The organism is Fulvivirga maritima, from assembly GCF_021389955.1.
GTDB classification, from domain to species: domain Bacteria; phylum Bacteroidota; class Bacteroidia; order Cytophagales; family Cyclobacteriaceae; genus Fulvivirga; species Fulvivirga maritima.
Window position 1 is genome coordinate 3,495,395 of sequence record NZ_CP089980.1, and the last position, 15,893, is coordinate 3,511,287.

General features: G+C 35.7%; 11 protein-coding genes and 3 tRNA genes. 8 read left to right on the forward strand and 6 right to left on the reverse strand.

Annotated features, from left to right (window positions below; genetic code table 11):
* Positions 1 to 8: 8 nt before the first annotated feature.
* The 4 genes from LVD15_RS15025 to LVD15_RS15040 all read right to left on the reverse strand — a co-directional run bounded on the left by LVD15_RS15025 (position 9) and on the right by LVD15_RS15040 (position 3,160).
* Positions 9 to 758, reverse strand: coding sequence for an OmpA family protein (locus LVD15_RS15025; RefSeq protein ID WP_233776047.1), 750 nt, complete (start codon positions 756 to 758; stop codon positions 9 to 11).
* Positions 759 to 842: 84 nt separating this feature from the next.
* Positions 843 to 1,301 carry a nuclear transport factor 2 family protein gene (locus LVD15_RS15030; protein WP_233776048.1) on the reverse strand — a complete coding sequence of 153 codons (459 nt, stop codon included), beginning with the start codon at positions 1,299 to 1,301 and terminating at the stop codon, positions 843 to 845.
* A 170-nt stretch (positions 1,302 to 1,471) separates the two neighbouring features.
* Positions 1,472 to 1,903: a hypothetical protein gene (locus tag LVD15_RS15035; RefSeq protein WP_233776049.1), complete on the reverse strand. Its 432-nt coding sequence runs from the start codon at positions 1,901 to 1,903 to the stop codon at positions 1,472 to 1,474.
* An 18-nt stretch (positions 1,904 to 1,921) separates the two neighbouring features.
* Positions 1,922 to 3,160 (reverse strand): DnaJ domain-containing protein, encoded by a 1,239-nt coding sequence (locus LVD15_RS15040; protein WP_233776050.1) that lies wholly within the window; start codon positions 3,158 to 3,160, stop codon positions 1,922 to 1,924.
* 275 nt (positions 3,161 to 3,435) lie between these two features.
* On the opposite strand from LVD15_RS15040, the gene LVD15_RS15045 reads away from it, so the two are divergent.
* Positions 3,436 to 4,296 (forward strand): DMT family transporter, encoded by an 861-nt coding sequence (locus LVD15_RS15045; protein WP_233776051.1) that lies wholly within the window; start codon positions 3,436 to 3,438, stop codon positions 4,294 to 4,296.
* An 11-nt stretch (positions 4,297 to 4,307) separates the two neighbouring features.
* Entirely contained in the window at positions 4,308 to 5,051 is a 744-nt protein-coding gene (locus LVD15_RS15050) for a YebC/PmpR family DNA-binding transcriptional regulator (protein ID WP_233776052.1), read from the forward strand.
* Positions 5,052 to 5,139: 88 nt separating this feature from the next.
* Here the strand turns inward: LVD15_RS15050 and gap are convergent, their stop codons facing one another.
* A complete protein-coding gene (gene gap / locus LVD15_RS15055; RefSeq protein ID WP_233776053.1) occupies positions 5,140 to 6,129 on the reverse strand; it encodes a type I glyceraldehyde-3-phosphate dehydrogenase in 990 nt (329 codons plus the stop codon).
* Positions 6,130 to 6,300: 171 nt separating this feature from the next.
* On the opposite strand from gap, the gene LVD15_RS15060 reads away from it, so the two are divergent.
* The 4 genes from LVD15_RS15060 to greB all read left to right on the forward strand — a co-directional run bounded on the left by LVD15_RS15060 (position 6,301) and on the right by greB (position 7,252).
* Positions 6,301 to 6,372 (forward strand) — tRNA-Glu (locus LVD15_RS15060).
* Between the two features lie 72 nt (positions 6,373 to 6,444).
* A tRNA-Glu gene (locus tag LVD15_RS15065) sits at positions 6,445 to 6,516 on the forward strand.
* A gap of 70 nt (positions 6,517 to 6,586) precedes the next feature.
* Positions 6,587 to 6,658: transfer RNA gene (locus LVD15_RS15070), tRNA-Glu, on the forward strand.
* 117 nt (positions 6,659 to 6,775) lie between these two features.
* Positions 6,776 to 7,252 (forward strand): transcription elongation factor GreB, encoded by a 477-nt coding sequence (greB, locus tag LVD15_RS15075; RefSeq protein ID WP_233776054.1) that lies wholly within the window; start codon positions 6,776 to 6,778, stop codon positions 7,250 to 7,252.
* Between the two features lie 138 nt (positions 7,253 to 7,390).
* On the opposite strand, the gene LVD15_RS15080 is transcribed toward greB, so the two are convergent.
* Complete coding sequence (locus tag LVD15_RS15080; protein ID WP_233776055.1) at positions 7,391 to 7,843, reverse strand: hypothetical protein; 453 nt, start codon at positions 7,841 to 7,843, stop codon at positions 7,391 to 7,393.
* A 186-nt stretch (positions 7,844 to 8,029) separates the two neighbouring features.
* Between LVD15_RS15080 and LVD15_RS15085 the strand changes: the two genes are divergently transcribed.
* Positions 8,030 to 8,908: a ParB N-terminal domain-containing protein gene (locus LVD15_RS15085; RefSeq protein ID WP_233776056.1), complete on the forward strand. Its 879-nt coding sequence runs from the start codon at positions 8,030 to 8,032 to the stop codon at positions 8,906 to 8,908.
* A 284-nt stretch (positions 8,909 to 9,192) separates the two neighbouring features.
* Complete coding sequence (locus LVD15_RS15090) at positions 9,193 to 15,651, forward strand: non-ribosomal peptide synthetase (protein WP_233776057.1); 6,459 nt, start codon at positions 9,193 to 9,195, stop codon at positions 15,649 to 15,651.
* Positions 15,652 to 15,893 lie beyond the last annotated feature (242 nt).

Sequence of the window (15,893 nt, forward strand, 5' to 3'; positions counted from 1 at the left end):
CCCTTTTTCTAAAAGACTTTAAAATCCACTCTTCGGTCTTTTTGTCTGCTGTCATCAGAAAGGTCTTCGTGAGCTTGTTCCTCGCCGTAGCCTACTACAGAAATACGATCATCAGGCACGCCCATATCTAACATAAGTTGTCTGATACGTTCTACGCGCTGTATGGAAAGCTGCACATTGTAATCATCTTGTCCTTTTCTATCGGTATGACCTTCAATAAGTACTATTCTTCCTTGTAAGGCGTATTCTACGGCCACAAGGAAAGGCTCCATGTCCACTACAGAAAACTCAGATTCATCAAAAGTAAAGTACAGTGGATCCAACTCTATAGGGTAAATATCATCTTCATGTCCCTCTAAATCTTTCATTACCCGCTCTCTTATTTCTTGATGCTTAGGACTCTTAGTAGGAGGCAACTTCGGAGTTTCAGGTTCTTTTTTTGGCTCTTCTTTAGGTGTTTCCTTTTTTACCACAGGCGTTTCTTCCTTCTTAGGAGGAGGCGGTGGAGGTGTATCATTAGGATCATACTCAGCTCTTGGTTCGGGAGTAGAATTAGAACCAAAAAGGCGCCATTTTTTTCTGGGTCTTCTTGATCTTTTCTTGTTTAGCCTATGACATTGTTTGCCAGGGCTGAGCTTCTTGTTATAATGATTTTTATGGTAGTTTTTAGTATGGCGGGTTCGAGATTGCCCCGTTGCTACCAGAGCAAACAACCATAAGATGCAGATTACAAAATATATAAAGCCACTTTTTCTCATAAACTCCCATAAAAAAACAGAGCGAACTCTGTTTTTCTTACATCATATAGCTATATAAACTATTTAGGAGGAAAAAGTAACCTTTTACTTTTTGTCTATAAGTTTAAGAAAACTATCAATTAATTCGTTGGGTAAAGTGACGGAGAGATGGTATTGTTCTATTTTCCATTCTCCTTTTTTGTTTTTAGACAGTACACCAGATCCTCTGCAGGGGCCCATCCAGGTGTCTAAAAGTTCAGAAAACCAAATTATATTACCTTCGCTATTGAAGTGAATATCGCGATCATAGGGTTTGAAATCCCAAGCTTCTCCTTTATCAAAGTACGGTTTAGAAAAGCCATAAAACTCTTCTTTATTCCACCTTTCAGAGGCATCGGTGCCAATGTAGATGGCTTGATCTGATAAACTGGCAAAATATGAATCTAAATCAGCATCAGCTGCAGCTTGATGCCATTGATCTAAAAACTGGTTGATGTCTTCGGTATTTTGAGCAAAAGAAGAAAAGCCGCTGAACAATAGCACGGCTAGGATTAGTTTTTTCATATTTTAATTTGATTTTGAATTACAGCAATTGATTAAAACTATCAATAAAAGCTTTAATAATCTGCTTTATTAATCAAAATGATGAATAACGAATATGATAAACGCTGTATAAGTGCTTATTGTCAGCTTGCTGTAGCTCGTACTAATTAAAACCAGCAGACAAATATTTTTTACATATTGTTCAATTCCAGAAACTCCTTTATCTCGCTGTGCACTTCAGTAGTGTTTTTACCGTCGTACGGAGCAGTAGCTATGGCTTTAAATAGCTCGCCAACTACGGAGGCATTAAAGCCTAGTTTTACAGCATATATAGTGGCTACTTCCAGCTCTATATCTTCTACCACATTGTCCAAATATATCATGTGCACCAGGTGGTAAATGGAGTCTATTTTATCTAGTCTGCTTTTGGGTTCTTTGTATTCCAGGTGATCGAAGTTATTTTCGATATACAGCAAGTCTTCATCAGACAGGTTGAGCTGAGCACTCCATTTTAATAGGCAAGCCACAAATTTCCTGTCTATTTTCTCGTTTTGCATGAAAAGAGCCAATATGTTTAAAAAGCTCTTCTTTACAGATTTTAATTCTTCCTTTTCGAGTTTCATAAAGCGTTTGTTCAAGAGTTATAATTTACAATACTTGCTTAATGCCGAAGGGTCAACTTCGTAACCTAATTGCAGAGCTTTTTTCCAGTCTCTGCATACCTTGTTCTTCAGGTTGGCTTTATCTTCAGCCACACCTCTATAATAATAGCCATCAGCTCTTTGAGGTCTTAAGTAAGTAGCCCAGTTAAAATCAGTGATGGCTTCTTTATAATTCTGGGTTTTAATATTTGTAAGTCCTCTTTTTATAAATAACTCATAATAGACCTCAGGAGTTTTGTCTACAGGCAATACAAATTCAAAAGCATCTCCATACACAGCGCTATAGGTGTCTTTAAACACTTTTTTCGCTTGAGTGTACGCTACTTGTGCTTTATGAGGGTTGTTAAGGTTTTCATTATAAATGTCACCTATTCTTATGGGTAAGTTAACATTCGCCTTGTCATGATCAAAGGCATAGGTGAAGGCATGAATGGCTGCCCGGTAATTTTGAGTTTGAAAATAGCATTCGCCAATCATTTTCCAGGTGCTGAGCTTCATGGGGTGCTCGTAGTCACGTAGTACCTCCAGCGATTTTATAGCTTTCGTATATTGATGTTCACTAAAAAAGCCTGCTGCCTGATGGTTTAAGGTGCTTAGCATTTTATCTTTCTCTTGAGAATATTCTGGTTCTATTGGGTAAGCATTTATAAGCTCTGTGAGCAATATTATCGCCTCTTTATAATCGCCTTCATTAAACTTAAGAGTAGCTTCATCGATTACTTTCTGATTAGCAATTCTAATTTTCTCTTGCTCCCGGGCTTTCAGGTAGTTGTTGATAGAAAGTCCGCCCATAATTATAGTGCTAATAACCAGCACCGCAAGCAAGGTGTATAGCTGATTTTTAAAATATTCTTTATCTACCTTGTAAATCGGGGCATTTTTGTACTTAGGGGCTTTACGCCAGTCATATTTTCCATATCTATTATATACACATCTTTCTGTGTGCTTGGTAGGGCGTGCCGTGGTGGTATAGCCCGTCTGGGTAGTGTTTTTCGGTCTGTCATAGATAGCACTCAGAAAGCGGTCATGCTGAGCTTTTTTTAGTGGATCTGTGAGGATTTGATGGGCTTCGTTTATTAGTTTGAAGTATTCTTCGGCCGCTTTATTATTTGGATTCTTATCAGGGTGGTACTTTATAGCCAATTTTTTATAGGCAGATCTTATAGTATTAAGGTCCGAACCTCGACTTATATCTAATACCTGATAATAATTGTACATATACTAAATTTAAGTATAAAAGCTATTTTTTGTAAACGAAGATTATCCTTTTTATCAAATTTCTAAAAGCTAAAAATATAATAAGTTTTTTAATTGAACGAAAGAGGTTGATAATGAGCGGGATAATGTAATGATAGTTTAAACTCTTTTTTCTAGAATTTAGAGCTTGGAAGGACTGTTTTGTAGAGAGTTAATCATTTTATAAGAGTTTGGAAAGCCAGTGAGTATAACTGATATTGCTTTCCTTTTTAAACCTTTTCATACTTCTTTGCAACATGTTATCAAAAGGAGTTATATACATGTTAATTGCAGGGTTCTTCTTTGCTGCAATGAATGTTTTTGTGAAGTTGGTACCCGATATACCGGCGGTAGAGGTGGTGCTTTTTAGGTCTTTAGTGTCCTTTATCTTAAGCTTTGTAATTCTAAAATCGGCAGGCGTAAACCTATGGGGTAAGAATAAGCCTATTTTGCTGGCTAGGGGAGCTGCAGGAGCCGTGGCTTTAGTACTTTATTTTGCGGTGATCCAGGCTATTCCTTTGGCTACAGCCGTTACTATTCAGTTTTTGTCTCCCATTTTCACTTCTATATTAGGCATATTTATAGTAAAGGAAAAAGTGAAGCCTTTGCAATGGCTTTTCTTCTTAATTGCTTTTTTGGGAATAGTAATGATAGAAGGATTTGATGACAGATTCACTCCTTGGTATTTATTCCTTGGCCTGGTGGCAGCCTTTTTTGCGGGCTTAGCTTATAATTTTATAAGGAAGTTAAACACTTCTGAGCACCCTCTGGTTATTGTGTTTTATTTCCCGCTAGTAACTATGCCTGTAACCGGAGCTTATTCTGCGTTTGAATGGGTGCAGCCTCAAGGTTGGGAGTGGGGAATTTTGATCACTATAGGTGTGCTTACTCAGGTAGCTCAGTATTTCATGACTAAGTCATATCAGCTAGAGGAATTATCTAAGGTATCAAGCTTACAATACCTTAATGTTATATATGCAGTGGCTTTTGGCTGGTTTATTTTCCATGAAACTTTTAATTTTATGACCTATTTAGGTATGGCTGTAGTGATTGCTGGTGTAGTGCTCAATGTTTGGTATAAACATCATACTACAGTAAAAAAAGAATTAAGTAATTAAAAAAATTCTATATGTCAGGACATAGTAAGTGGTCGACCATAAAAAGGAAAAAAGGAGCGCTGGACGCTAAGCGAGGGAAGATATTTACAAAACTGCTAAAAGAGATTTCTGTGGCGGTGAAGGAGGGAGGAAGTGAGCCTGAAGGTAATCCCAGACTTCGGTTGGCTATTCAGAATGCTAAAGGGCAGAATGTGCCTAAAGATAATATTGAGAGAGCCATAAGCAAAGGTGCCGGCACTGATGCTGCTGAGTATACAGAGCTTACTTATGAAGGATATGCGCCTCACGGAGTAGCAGTGTTTGTGGAGTGTACTACAGATAACCTTAACCGTACCGTGGCCAGTGTAAGGTCCATTTTTTCTAAATATGGAGGTAGCTTAGGTGTAAATGGGTCTGTTGATTATATGTTTGACCGAAAAGGTGTTTTTGATGTTAAAAGAACAGAGTCTATGGATCAGGATGAACTCACGTTGGAGCTGATTGATGGAGGAGCTGAAGAAGCGGAGTTTGGAGATGACTATATACATATAACTACTGCCATGGAAGATTTTGGCAACATGCAAACTAAGTTAGATGCACTGGGTTTGGAAGCTGAATCTGCCGAGTTACAAAGAATACCTACTACCACAGTGGATCTTGATGATGAACAATTTGCTTCTGTAATGAAGTTAATAGATGCTCTGGAAGACGATGATGATGTGCAAAAGGTCTACCATAACCTGGAGGCCACTGAAGAGCAGATGGCGTCATTATAAATTATTAGTAGATAGCTTAGAGTAATTAAATAGAAAGTAACAAAAAAAGAGGCCTTTAAGGCCTCTTTTTTGTTGGTTGTATATAAAATTATTTAGACAACTTTTCGATAAGGTCAGCTACACGGTTAGAGTAACCAGCTTCGTTATCATACCAAGAAACAACTTTTACTAAGTTGCCATTAACAGATGTCATTTGAGAATCAAAGATAGAAGAATGAGGGTTTCCGATGATATCAGAAGAAACGATAGGATCTTCAGTGTATTCAAGGATACCTTTCATTGGACCTTCAGCAGCTTCTTTCATGGCTGCATTGATTTCCTCTTTAGTAACTTCTTTGCTTACTACACAAACAAGGTCAGTTAATGAACCAGTAGGAGTTGGTACTCTTACTGCGTTACCATCTAATTTACCTTTTAAGTCAGGAAGTACTAAACCTACAGCTTTAGCAGCACCAGTAGTAGTAGGTACTATGTTTAAAGCAGCAGCTCTTGCTCTTCTTAAATCTTTGTGTGGTCCATCCTGTAGATTTTGGTCTGCAGTGTATGCGTGGATTGTAGTGATAAATCCTTTTTCTAAACCAAATTTATCATTAATTACTTTAGCTACAGGAGCCAAGCAGTTAGTAGTACAAGAAGCGTTAGAAAGAACTTCTTCGTTTCCAGTGATGATTTCATCATTAACACCTAATACTACTGTAGGTATGTTTCCTTTAGCAGGAGCAGAGATAACTACTTTTTTAGCGCCAGCTTGGATGTGCTTTTTAGAACCTTCTTCGTCTACAAATCTACCAGTAGATTCAAGAACGATGTCAACACCTAGGTCTCCCCAAGGTAATTGAGCAGGATCTCTTTCAGCTAAAACCTTAATAGGTTTTCCATCTATTACAAAGCCTTCACTATTAGTTTCAACTGTTCCGTTAAACCTGCCATGAATTGAATCGTATTTCAATAAGTGTGCAAGTGTAGCGACGTCAGTAAGATCATTAATGGCTACAACTTCTATGTTGTCTTTTTGGAGTAATGTTTTAAATGCCAATCGGCCTATTCTACCAAATCCGTTGATTGCTACTTTAGTCATTATTTCGGGATTAAATTTTTTGTTAATTTATGTGAGCAAAAATACACCACAGTGCAGCTAAAATCAACTAATCGAATGGTTAAAAAAAAATGAAAAAGAAGTGAAAAAAAATATCGCAATGTTTTGCTTTTATGAAAGTAAGTTATAGATTTGCGCTCTCATTTATAAAATGGTCCGTTCGTCTAGGGGTTAGGACGCCAGGTTTTCATCCTGGTAACAGGGGTTCGATTCCCCTACGGACTACTAAGATTTTGTGATGATCCGTAGCACAAAGTTGAATAGATGAAAGTTAATTTTGAAATAATACGGGTAAATGGTCCGTTCGTCTAGGGGTTAGGACGCCAGGTTTTCATCCTGGTAACAGGGGTTCGATTCCCCTACGGACTACTAAGCTTTGTAATTATCCGTAGTGCAAAGCTTAAAGATGAAAGTTAATTTTGAAATATTACGGATACATGGTCCGTTCGTCTAGGGGTTAGGACGCCAGGTTTTCATCCTGGTAACAGGGGTTCGATTCCCCTACGGACTACTAAAAAGGAGTTAGCATTTGTTGGCTCCTTTTTTTGTTTCGCCCTGGCAAGGTTTCATCTACTAATAGTGGAGTGAAACTATTTCTCTGATATCGCAAGTGAAAGCTTAATGAACCATGAAGAGATCACAGCTAATTACCCCGGAAGGATTAGAAAAATTAAAGGCCGAATTAGACCACTTATGGCGTGTAGAGCGCCCCGAAACCACTAAGAAGGTATCATGGGCAGCCAGCCTGGGAGATCGTTCTGAAAACGCCGATTACCACTATAATAAAAAGCGCCTGCGAGAGATAGATCGTCGTGTGCTGTACCTCCGTAAATGCATCGATGATTTTAAAGTGATCCACTATGACCCGCATCAGGAAGGTAAAGTGATGTTTGGTGCCTGGGTAGAAATTGAAAATGATAAAGGCCTCAAAAAACGGCTGCGCATAGTGGGGTACGAAGAGCTCATAGGCGCTAAAGATTACATCTCAATGGACTCACCAATGGCACAAGCCCTGCTCAATAAAGAAGTAGGCGATGATGTAACCGTAAAAACTGCTGCCGCCCAGTTTGTATGGCGAATTAATAAGATTGAATATCAGAAGTAGGTATATGACTGATAAATATTTTATTTGAATATTTTTTTTAAAATAGGAGCTTTAAGATTTAATATATTAAATGGATCTAATAACAGAGTATCTAACCTTTAGACAAGCGGTTCTCTTCTAAAATTAAATTGATGGTATTTAACTGTTGTATGTGGTAAGTACGTACCCTTTAGAGGTGTTTTGCTCATTATTGTATGGATTTAAAGGAAATGGTAATTTATGTGAGGTAATTCTATTATGCTGTACTGAAGGTTGGTCACAGAGGAAATAAATGCCATGACTAAGACTTTTTTGTTGGCTTTTCTCAACTAATAGCCAATCTAGTTCAAGTGTATTTTTACTTATTTCTTTATTTAAAGTAAGTTTTCCGAGGAATGTGGTGAAAAATGGTACATGAGCATGATGCCATTCGATGGTAAATGTGAAATTGTAAACATTTTGGTCAAATTTAAAAACAAGAGCTTTGAAGTGATATATAGGTTCGCTTTTAACTGCTTGTACAATAAATGAACCTGTTAATGAATGCTGAGATAGAGTGTTAATTCTGAGTGAAAAATGATTATTTTGGTTAAAAGATAGAGGAAATAGCATAAATAGGGTATATTAGGTTGTTAGAGGTTTTTGTAATTGGTTAATCCTTAAATTACAATCAAACCTTACTTATAGGATTAAATATAAATATATTATTATTTTTTCATAATGAATATGGTAAATTAAGAAGAATCTTACATGGGTTTGATTTATTGTATAAATTTTATGGTTAATTGCGTGTAAAATATGAAGGTGTTGAACGTCGAGGATATTATTATAAAGAAAGAGTTTAAAAATTTTATTATACCTTTAAATAGTGATGAGTATTCTCAGTTGGAATTTAATATTCTAGAAGAAGGATGTAGAGATCCTTTGATATGTTGGCAAACGTCTGAAGGGGCGGTTCTTATAGATGGACATAATAGGTTTAGGATCTGTAAAGATCATAATTTAGAGTTCAAAACGAAAATTCTCTCGTTCAAGGATGAGGAAGAGGTGAAATTGTGGATGTTAAATAATCAGCTTGGCAGAAGAAATTTGACTTCCGATCAACTTAGTTATTATCGAGGATTAAAGTATAATTCTTTAAAGCGTCATAGAGGGGGATATGAAAATGTACAGTCTAAGGGTCAAAAAGAACTTTCGACTTCAGTGAGATTGGCGGATGATTTTAAGGTGAGTGAAAGTACAATAAAAAGAGATGCTAAATTTACTAGTGGACTTGATATCATTGGTAAATCAAACCCTAAATTGAAACTTAAAATTTTAAAGGGGGAAGTTAAAGTTAGTAAGGCTGATATTCGCTTGTTAGCCGATGGAGATGAAGAATTATTGCTAGAGATCAAAAATGAAGCTGATCTTTTTAATAAGGCTAAGATAATTAAGGACGACCTTTTGAATGAGGTGGAAAGTACATTAAGTGAAATAAATGAAAAGCAGGTAGGTAAGGCTAGGGAATACTTCTCTTCAAAGGAGCCTATTTTTCAAGATAAAGACGATCAAATTAATAGAATTAAGGGTAGAGTGATTTCTGCGATCAATAAAGCGATTAACAAGAGAGATGTTGAGGCTATTGATGAACTTAGAAAGCTGATTGAGAAGCTAGAAAATTTACTTTTCACCTAGGTAACACGTTTAATGATACATATGGCTTGCTTTATAAAAAACGAGTAAGCCATGTTTATCTACATTTATTTCTTTTGAAATGTATTTTGTAATTTGATTGATCTGTTCTAACTTATGGTAGTAAGTGAACTACAAGTTTAACTATTTGATCTTGCCTTGTCTTTGGTTTTATAATGACAATTTGGAGTTTGCTAAACGGCTGATTTCTTAATAGTAAATAATCATAAGTTGATCCAATTTATCTAAAGTGATCATTATGAAGGAATGTAATTAATTATTTATTCATGAAAAATAACACCTTAATTCAGGTTCTTAAAAAGCGCCGGAAGCAAGAGTGTATTGGTATACACTTTATAGAAAGTAGTACAGATGAAAGTTTCTTATCATACGCAGAGTTGTATCAAAAAGCAATGTTGGCCTTAGGTTTTATTCAAAGGTTAGGCGTGCATCGTGGAGATGAATTAGTTTTTAATGTAGATGACAATAGAACCTTTATTACAGCTTTTTGGGCTTGTTTGTTTGGAGGGATAATACCTGTTCCAATAACATTAGGACAGAATGATGATCATAAGAAGAAGTTGTTTAATATATGGGGGAAACTCAATAACCCTTATGTTTTAGTCTCGACACCTACTTTAAATCGATTAGAAAAATACGCAATACAAAGCGGTTTGCAAGCTGTTTTTGAAGAAATGAGTCTGAAACAGGTGAATGCCGAGTATGTTGTTCAGAGTAATGAAATGGGAAAGGTATATGAGTCAAGCGAAGATGATATTGCTTTTATACAATTTTCATCAGGTTCAACAGGAGATCCCAAAGGCGTGGTTTTGACTCATAAAAACTTAATTACCAATGTAGCGGCTATTAGCCAAGCAGCAGGGTATTCTAATGATGACTCTATGATAAGTTGGATGCCTTTAACTCATGATATGGGGTTGATTGGCTTTCATATAAATCCTTTGTTTTCAGGGATGAATCAATATCTTATGCCTACAAATTTGTTTGTCAGAAGGCCTTCATTGTGGTTTGATAAGGTTTCTTTGCATAAAATAACGGTGTTGTGTTCACCTAATTTTGGGTACCGCTATCTTTTAAAGCATTATAGTTTTGAGCAGGCCAAAGATTGGGAGCTATCAAGTGTAAGGCTGATCTATAATGGGGCTGAGCCTATTTCTGTATACTTATGTTATGAATTCATAGAAGAAATGTCGAATTATGGGCTTGACAGGAGGGCATTATGTCCGGTTTATGGATTGGCGGAAGCGAGTTTGGCTGTTTCTATCTCAGATCTTAATGATTTTGTAAAATGCTATAATATTGATAGAGAAAGTTTGAAATTTGGAGATGAAGTCAGGCCTGTGGCAGATGACGAAGAGGGAATCTCATTAGTGAATGTTGGTAGGTCAATAAATGATTGTGATTTAAGAATTACTGATGATAATAGTACGGCGGTTTCGGATGGGGTTATAGGACATGTTCAAATTAAGGGAGATAATGTTACCTTGGGGTACTATAATGATTATAAGGCTACCGTTAGGGCGAAAGTTGAAGGTGGGTGGTTGAAAACTGGAGATTTAGGCTTTATAAAAGATGGTTGCCTTTATATCACAGGTAGAAGTAAGGATATAATTTTTGTAAACGGACAAAATTTTTATCCTCATGATATTGAGCGATTTGCTGAACAGGTTGAAGGAGTAGAGTTGAATAAAATTGTAGTTTCAGGTTTTTTTAATTCACAAACTCAAAAGGAGGAAGTGGTCACTTTCGTTTTCCATAGAGGATCTTTGGATAAATTTGTGCCTGTACTCACTGAACTAAAATCACATATTTATAATGCAATCGGATTTGATTTGGGTTTAATAATCCCTGTAAAGGATATACCGAGGACCACTAGTGGTAAGTTACAGAGGTATAAGCTTGTGATGCAATATATAAGGGGTGATTTTTCGGAAATCATAAATCAGTTAAATGAATTGCTTGTATCGTGCGAGGTGGAGAAATCGAATTCTGCTTACACAGAATTCGAAAAAAAATTGATAGATATTTGTAAGGAAGTATTATCCGTGGACAGTATTGATGGAAATAAAAGTTTTATTGAACTAGGGGGCAATTCATTAAAAGCAGCAGAGTTTGGAATGATTCTTAATCAAGAATTTAATATAGATCTGCCAATCAATACCTTGTACGATTATCCAAGCATTGATGCATTAGTTAAATCTAATTTTAATTTTAGCAAGAAAGAATTTTTGCCAATTCCCCAATTTCCGTCGCAAAGCGTATATAAGTTGTCAAGTGCTCAAGAAAGGTTGTTTTACGCCTGGCATTTTGACAAGCATTCAGTTGCTTATAATGTGCCGATAGCATTTAATATCAAGGGGAAGTTTGATGAAATTAAATTAAGAAATTGCTTCCAGAAAATTATTAATTCTAATGATGCTTTAAGAATGACCTTTAGCTTATTAGATAATAATCCGATATTTCATATAAGCAAGAACATGTATCTGGACATAAAGGAGCATACATGTGAGGTAAATGAAGTGTCGAAAAAATTGAAGGAACTGGTAGTGCCTTTCGATTTAGAAACAGGGCCGCTTTTTAGGGTTTCAATATTATATGTTACTCAGCATGAGCCAGTATTGTTGTTAGATTTTCATCATATTATTGCGGATGGCATATCAATATATAAATTCATTGAAGAGTTGGTGCTGATTTATGAGGAAAAATCCCTCAATGAAAGTAAGATTGGTTATAAAGATTATGTTCTATGGGAATCTCAATATTTGTCTTCTGAGGAAATGGAACTAGATAGAGCCTACTGGCTAGATGAATATTTGGATGATATTCCTATTCTCGATTTGCCTACTGATCGAGGTCGCCCAAAAATATTCAGTAATATAGGAGCCAAGCTTGAGTATGAGCTTACTCCAGATGTCAGTTCCCGGTTGAGGTACCTGGCTAGGCAGAGTAATTGTACACTTCATGTATTTCTATATACACTTTATACTTTAATTCTCTCAAAATATTCTGGACAAAATGAGCTTGTTGTTGGTGTGCCAGTGGCTGGAAGAAATCACCCTGATTTAAAGAATTTGCAAGGTATGTTTGTTAATAATCTTGCGATTCGAACGCAAATACCCACTCATTGTTCATTTAAGGATTTTTTAAAAAAGCAAAAGGAGAATCTTTCCATGGGTGTGGATCATAAAAATTATCCTTTTACATACCTTGTGAATGATTTGGCTATCAGTAGGGATTCAAGCAGAAATCCATTGTTTGATACCATGTTTGTCTTTCAGAATATGGGTTTTCCAAATGCTGAAACTAGTGATTTTACGCTGACTAGGCATCCGTTTGATCCTGGTTTTTCGAAATTTGATATTTCAATGGAGGTGTTTGATTATGAGCAGTCTATCAAATACTCAATTGAATACGCAAAATCAATCTTTGACAAAGAGACTATTTTGAGATTCAAAAACCATTTTGAAATTATTTTAAATAGGGTCTTAGATAATATTGAGATAGATATTTCGGAAATTTCAATGCTGTCCAAACCTGAGCATAATTGGTCGGTTTCAGTTTTTAACAGAACCGAGTCTGATTATCCTGAAGGTAAATTAATTCATGAATTATTTGAAGATCAGGTAAAGCTAAATCCTGATAATGTTGCGTTAGAGTGCGATGACTTGCTTGTTTCATATGCAGAATTGAATGAACGTGCTGATAGCTTGTCTCTTTCTTTAAGGAAGAATGGAGTTGAAGGAAATGAGGTTGTTGCAGTTTTATTGCCTCGTTCAATTGAGTTTGTTGTAGCTATTCTCGGGGTATTAAAAGCAGGTTGTTGCTATATACCATTAGATGATGAGATGCCAGAAGAGCGAATAAATTACATTTTAGGACATAGTAAGTGCAGATTTGTAGTTACCTCGAAGATGCTCGAGTCCAAGTTGGTAAAATGGCAATTAGAGCAAACCGCTTCTAAACCATGTGTTATTGATATACGCCGAGAGATAACAAGTGAGAATATTCAAGTTAGGGTTCCATCACTAAGTTCTAATTACTTAGCATATGTTATTTACACATCAGGAACCACCGGAGTGCCAAAGGGAGTGTCTATTGAGCATAAATCCCTGGTTAATTACATACATTGGGCCTCTAAAAGTTATCTTTCAGGCAAAGAATCATCTTTCGCCCTTTTTACGCCAATGTCATTTGATCTTACAGTTACTTCAATCTTTACCCCATTAATAACAGGTAATAAAATCGTAATTTATGGTGAGGACAATCATTCTGTATTGGTCGATAGTGTTTTGCGAGACAATAAATCACAAGCAGTAAAGCTTACTCCCTCACATCTCCGGCTTTTATTAGAGAGTGATGTTACTGTCTTGGGTAATAGTGTCATAGAGCGATTAATAGTAGGAGGAGAAGCGTTAGAATATGATCTTGCAAAGAAAATTTTCATAAAGTTTGGAGAAAAAGTAAGCATCTTTAATGAATACGGTCCCACTGAAGCTACGGTGGGTTGCATGATACATCTATTTGATTTGTCAGATGAGGAAATCAAAACAGTGCCAATTGGAGTACCAGCAGATAATATGCAGATTTACCTGTTAGATCAATTTAAGCAGCCAGTGCCAGTGGGGGTGAAAGGTGAAATATACATTGGAGGATTAGGCCTGGCACGTAATTATATGTTTAACGATCAGCTAACGAAGAATAAGTTTATCGCTAATCCTTTTGTGGATGGTGCCAAAATGTTCAAAACCGGAGATATAGCAAGGCGATTGAAAAATGGGACAATTGAATACATAGGTAGGCAAGACCATCAAGTAAAAATTAATGGTTATCGTATCGAATTACTAGAAATTGAGAATTGCTTGTCCAGTTTCCCAGGAGTAAATAAAGCAGTGGTACTTGTGAGGGCCAATGATAAACATAAAAAAATTATATACGCATATTTTACTGGCGATGAATCAGTAGACAATGTTTCTTTAAAAGCTTATGTAGTCAAGATATTACCTTATTATATGATTCCATCATACTATTTAAAAGTAGATAAAATTCCACTGACTAAGAATGGGAAAATTGATTATGAATCTTTACCTATTCCTTCTAAAAAGGTTAATGTTGATACTATCGAGGCTCCAAGAAATTATACTGAGACAATATTTCTTAAGGTATGGATGGAGGTATTTTCTAGTGACAGTATCTCTATAACTGACAATTTCTTTGAACTTGGAGGGGATTCAATTAAAGCGGTACAGATCTCTGCCAAATTGAGTACTGAAGGTGTTTTTGTAAGTGTTAGAGATATTCTTACTTATCATACCATAGAAGAGACTAGTTTACATGCTAAGTTCTCTAATGATAAAACCTATAATCAGGCACTTATTACTGGTGAAAAAAATCTTACACCTATTGAATCGTGGTTCTTCTCTAAAGAGTTTGCAATTCCTAATTATTACAATCAATCAGTAGTCTTGAAATTTCGAGATAAAATAAATAGAGATGTATTAAAAAAGGCATTCAAAGAAGTTATTGCTCACCATGACGGTATGAGGTTGAATCTTTCTCATGATGAAAGAAAAATGGAATTTGATAATTTGAGTTTTACTGATTGCTTTGATGTTTTAGATATTACAGTTGCATCCTTCGAGGAACAACAAATTAAGATTGAAGAGCTTAAGAGCCGATTTAACTTATTTGAAGGGCTGTTGGTGAGTGCTGCTATCTTTAGGAATAGTAATGATTTAGATACTTTATTTATTACTTGCCATCATCTGGTTATGGACGGGGTTTCATGGAGGATTTTTCTTGCAGATTTACATTCTTGCTATCAAAGTATCAATAACTCTAAAAGCCATAAATTACCAGAAAAAACAGCTTCCTTAAAAGATTGGTATGAAGCTCTGAATTTATTTGCGAATTCAGATCAAATGAAAAAGTCAGAAGAATATTGGAGAGATTTGGGTTCTATAGATTTTTCAATACCACTCGATAATGACATAGATGATTGGCGCTGTTTAAATTTAGCCAAGCATACTACTGTGCTTTCAGAAGATGATACCTCATTTTTATTAAAGGATGCTCATCATGCATATAATACTGATGTTTCAATTCTTTTGAACGTTGCCTTGTTATTAAGTCTTAAGGAATGGACTAAATATGAATCGTTTATTATTGAACATGAGAATCATGGCCGTCATCTTGAAGGTATAGATGTATCTCGCACAGTTGGTTGGTTTACATCAATGTATCCTGTTAAATTTTCTATGAAAGACATGGAAATATCTCAGCAAATTCTATCAGTAAAAGATCAAATGAAGATAGTGCCTGATTATGGCATTGGTTATGGAATAATGAAGTATATGCAGGGAGGTAATTGTGAAGAGGCAATGTCTCATGTTAGGTTCAATTATCTAGGTCAATTTGACGGGGAGATGAATAATGAATTATTTTTTTACAGTCATGAACATCATGGTGCAGAGTCCGCTTTAGAAAATGCTATGACAGCCAAATTGGAGATGAATTTAATGATATACGGAGGTGAATTAATAGTTGATTTTCATTATAATCGTCTGGCTCATGAATCATCCACCATAATTTGGTTTGGGGAAATATATATGCAAAATCTACGAAAAATTATTGAGCATATTAAGATACAAACGGACGTTCATTTTTCGCCATCTGATTTTGAGAATGCTAAATTAACCGTGTCAGATATTGATGCTCTATTTGAATGATGCATATGTAGTCACCATTCTGTTATTATTATTAATTCTTTTTGTGGTCCTACTTGTACTTGTTCAATATTCCACCTATCTTAAGGGAGTAAGTTATTATAAGCCAGTATTTAGTGGAAAAAAATCAAAAGTTCAATTTGAACTTTTGATAAAAAGTCATCAGTATTCTTTCTGATGCATTCATGTGTTTGGAATAATCTGTGTTGCATTGGCTATTTTATTCTAATGATCAAAATAAACCT

Coding starts and splice junctions, on each gene's coding strand:
- greB (WP_233776054.1), top strand. CDS start 6,776: ATGAAGAGATCACAGCTAATTACCCCGGAAGGATTAGAAAAATTAAAG.
- LVD15_RS15040 (WP_233776050.1), bottom strand. CDS start 3,160: ATGTACAATTATTATCAGGTATTAGATATAAGTCGAGGTTCGGACCTT.
- LVD15_RS15090 (WP_233776057.1), top strand. CDS start 9,193: ATGAAAAATAACACCTTAATTCAGGTTCTTAAAAAGCGCCGGAAGCAA.
- LVD15_RS15025 (WP_233776047.1), bottom strand. CDS start 758: ATGAGAAAAAGTGGCTTTATATATTTTGTAATCTGCATCTTATGGTTG.
- LVD15_RS15085 (WP_233776056.1), top strand. CDS start 8,030: ATGAAGGTGTTGAACGTCGAGGATATTATTATAAAGAAAGAGTTTAAA.
- LVD15_RS15045 (WP_233776051.1), top strand. CDS start 3,436: ATGTTATCAAAAGGAGTTATATACATGTTAATTGCAGGGTTCTTCTTT.
- gap (WP_233776053.1), bottom strand. CDS start 6,129: ATGACTAAAGTAGCAATCAACGGATTTGGTAGAATAGGCCGATTGGCA.
- LVD15_RS15030 (WP_233776048.1), bottom strand. CDS start 1,301: ATGAAAAAACTAATCCTAGCCGTGCTATTGTTCAGCGGCTTTTCTTCT.
- LVD15_RS15050 (WP_233776052.1), top strand. CDS start 4,308: ATGTCAGGACATAGTAAGTGGTCGACCATAAAAAGGAAAAAAGGAGCG.
- LVD15_RS15035 (WP_233776049.1), bottom strand. CDS start 1,903: ATGAAACTCGAAAAGGAAGAATTAAAATCTGTAAAGAAGAGCTTTTTA.
- LVD15_RS15080 (WP_233776055.1), bottom strand. CDS start 7,843: ATGCTATTTCCTCTATCTTTTAACCAAAATAATCATTTTTCACTCAGA.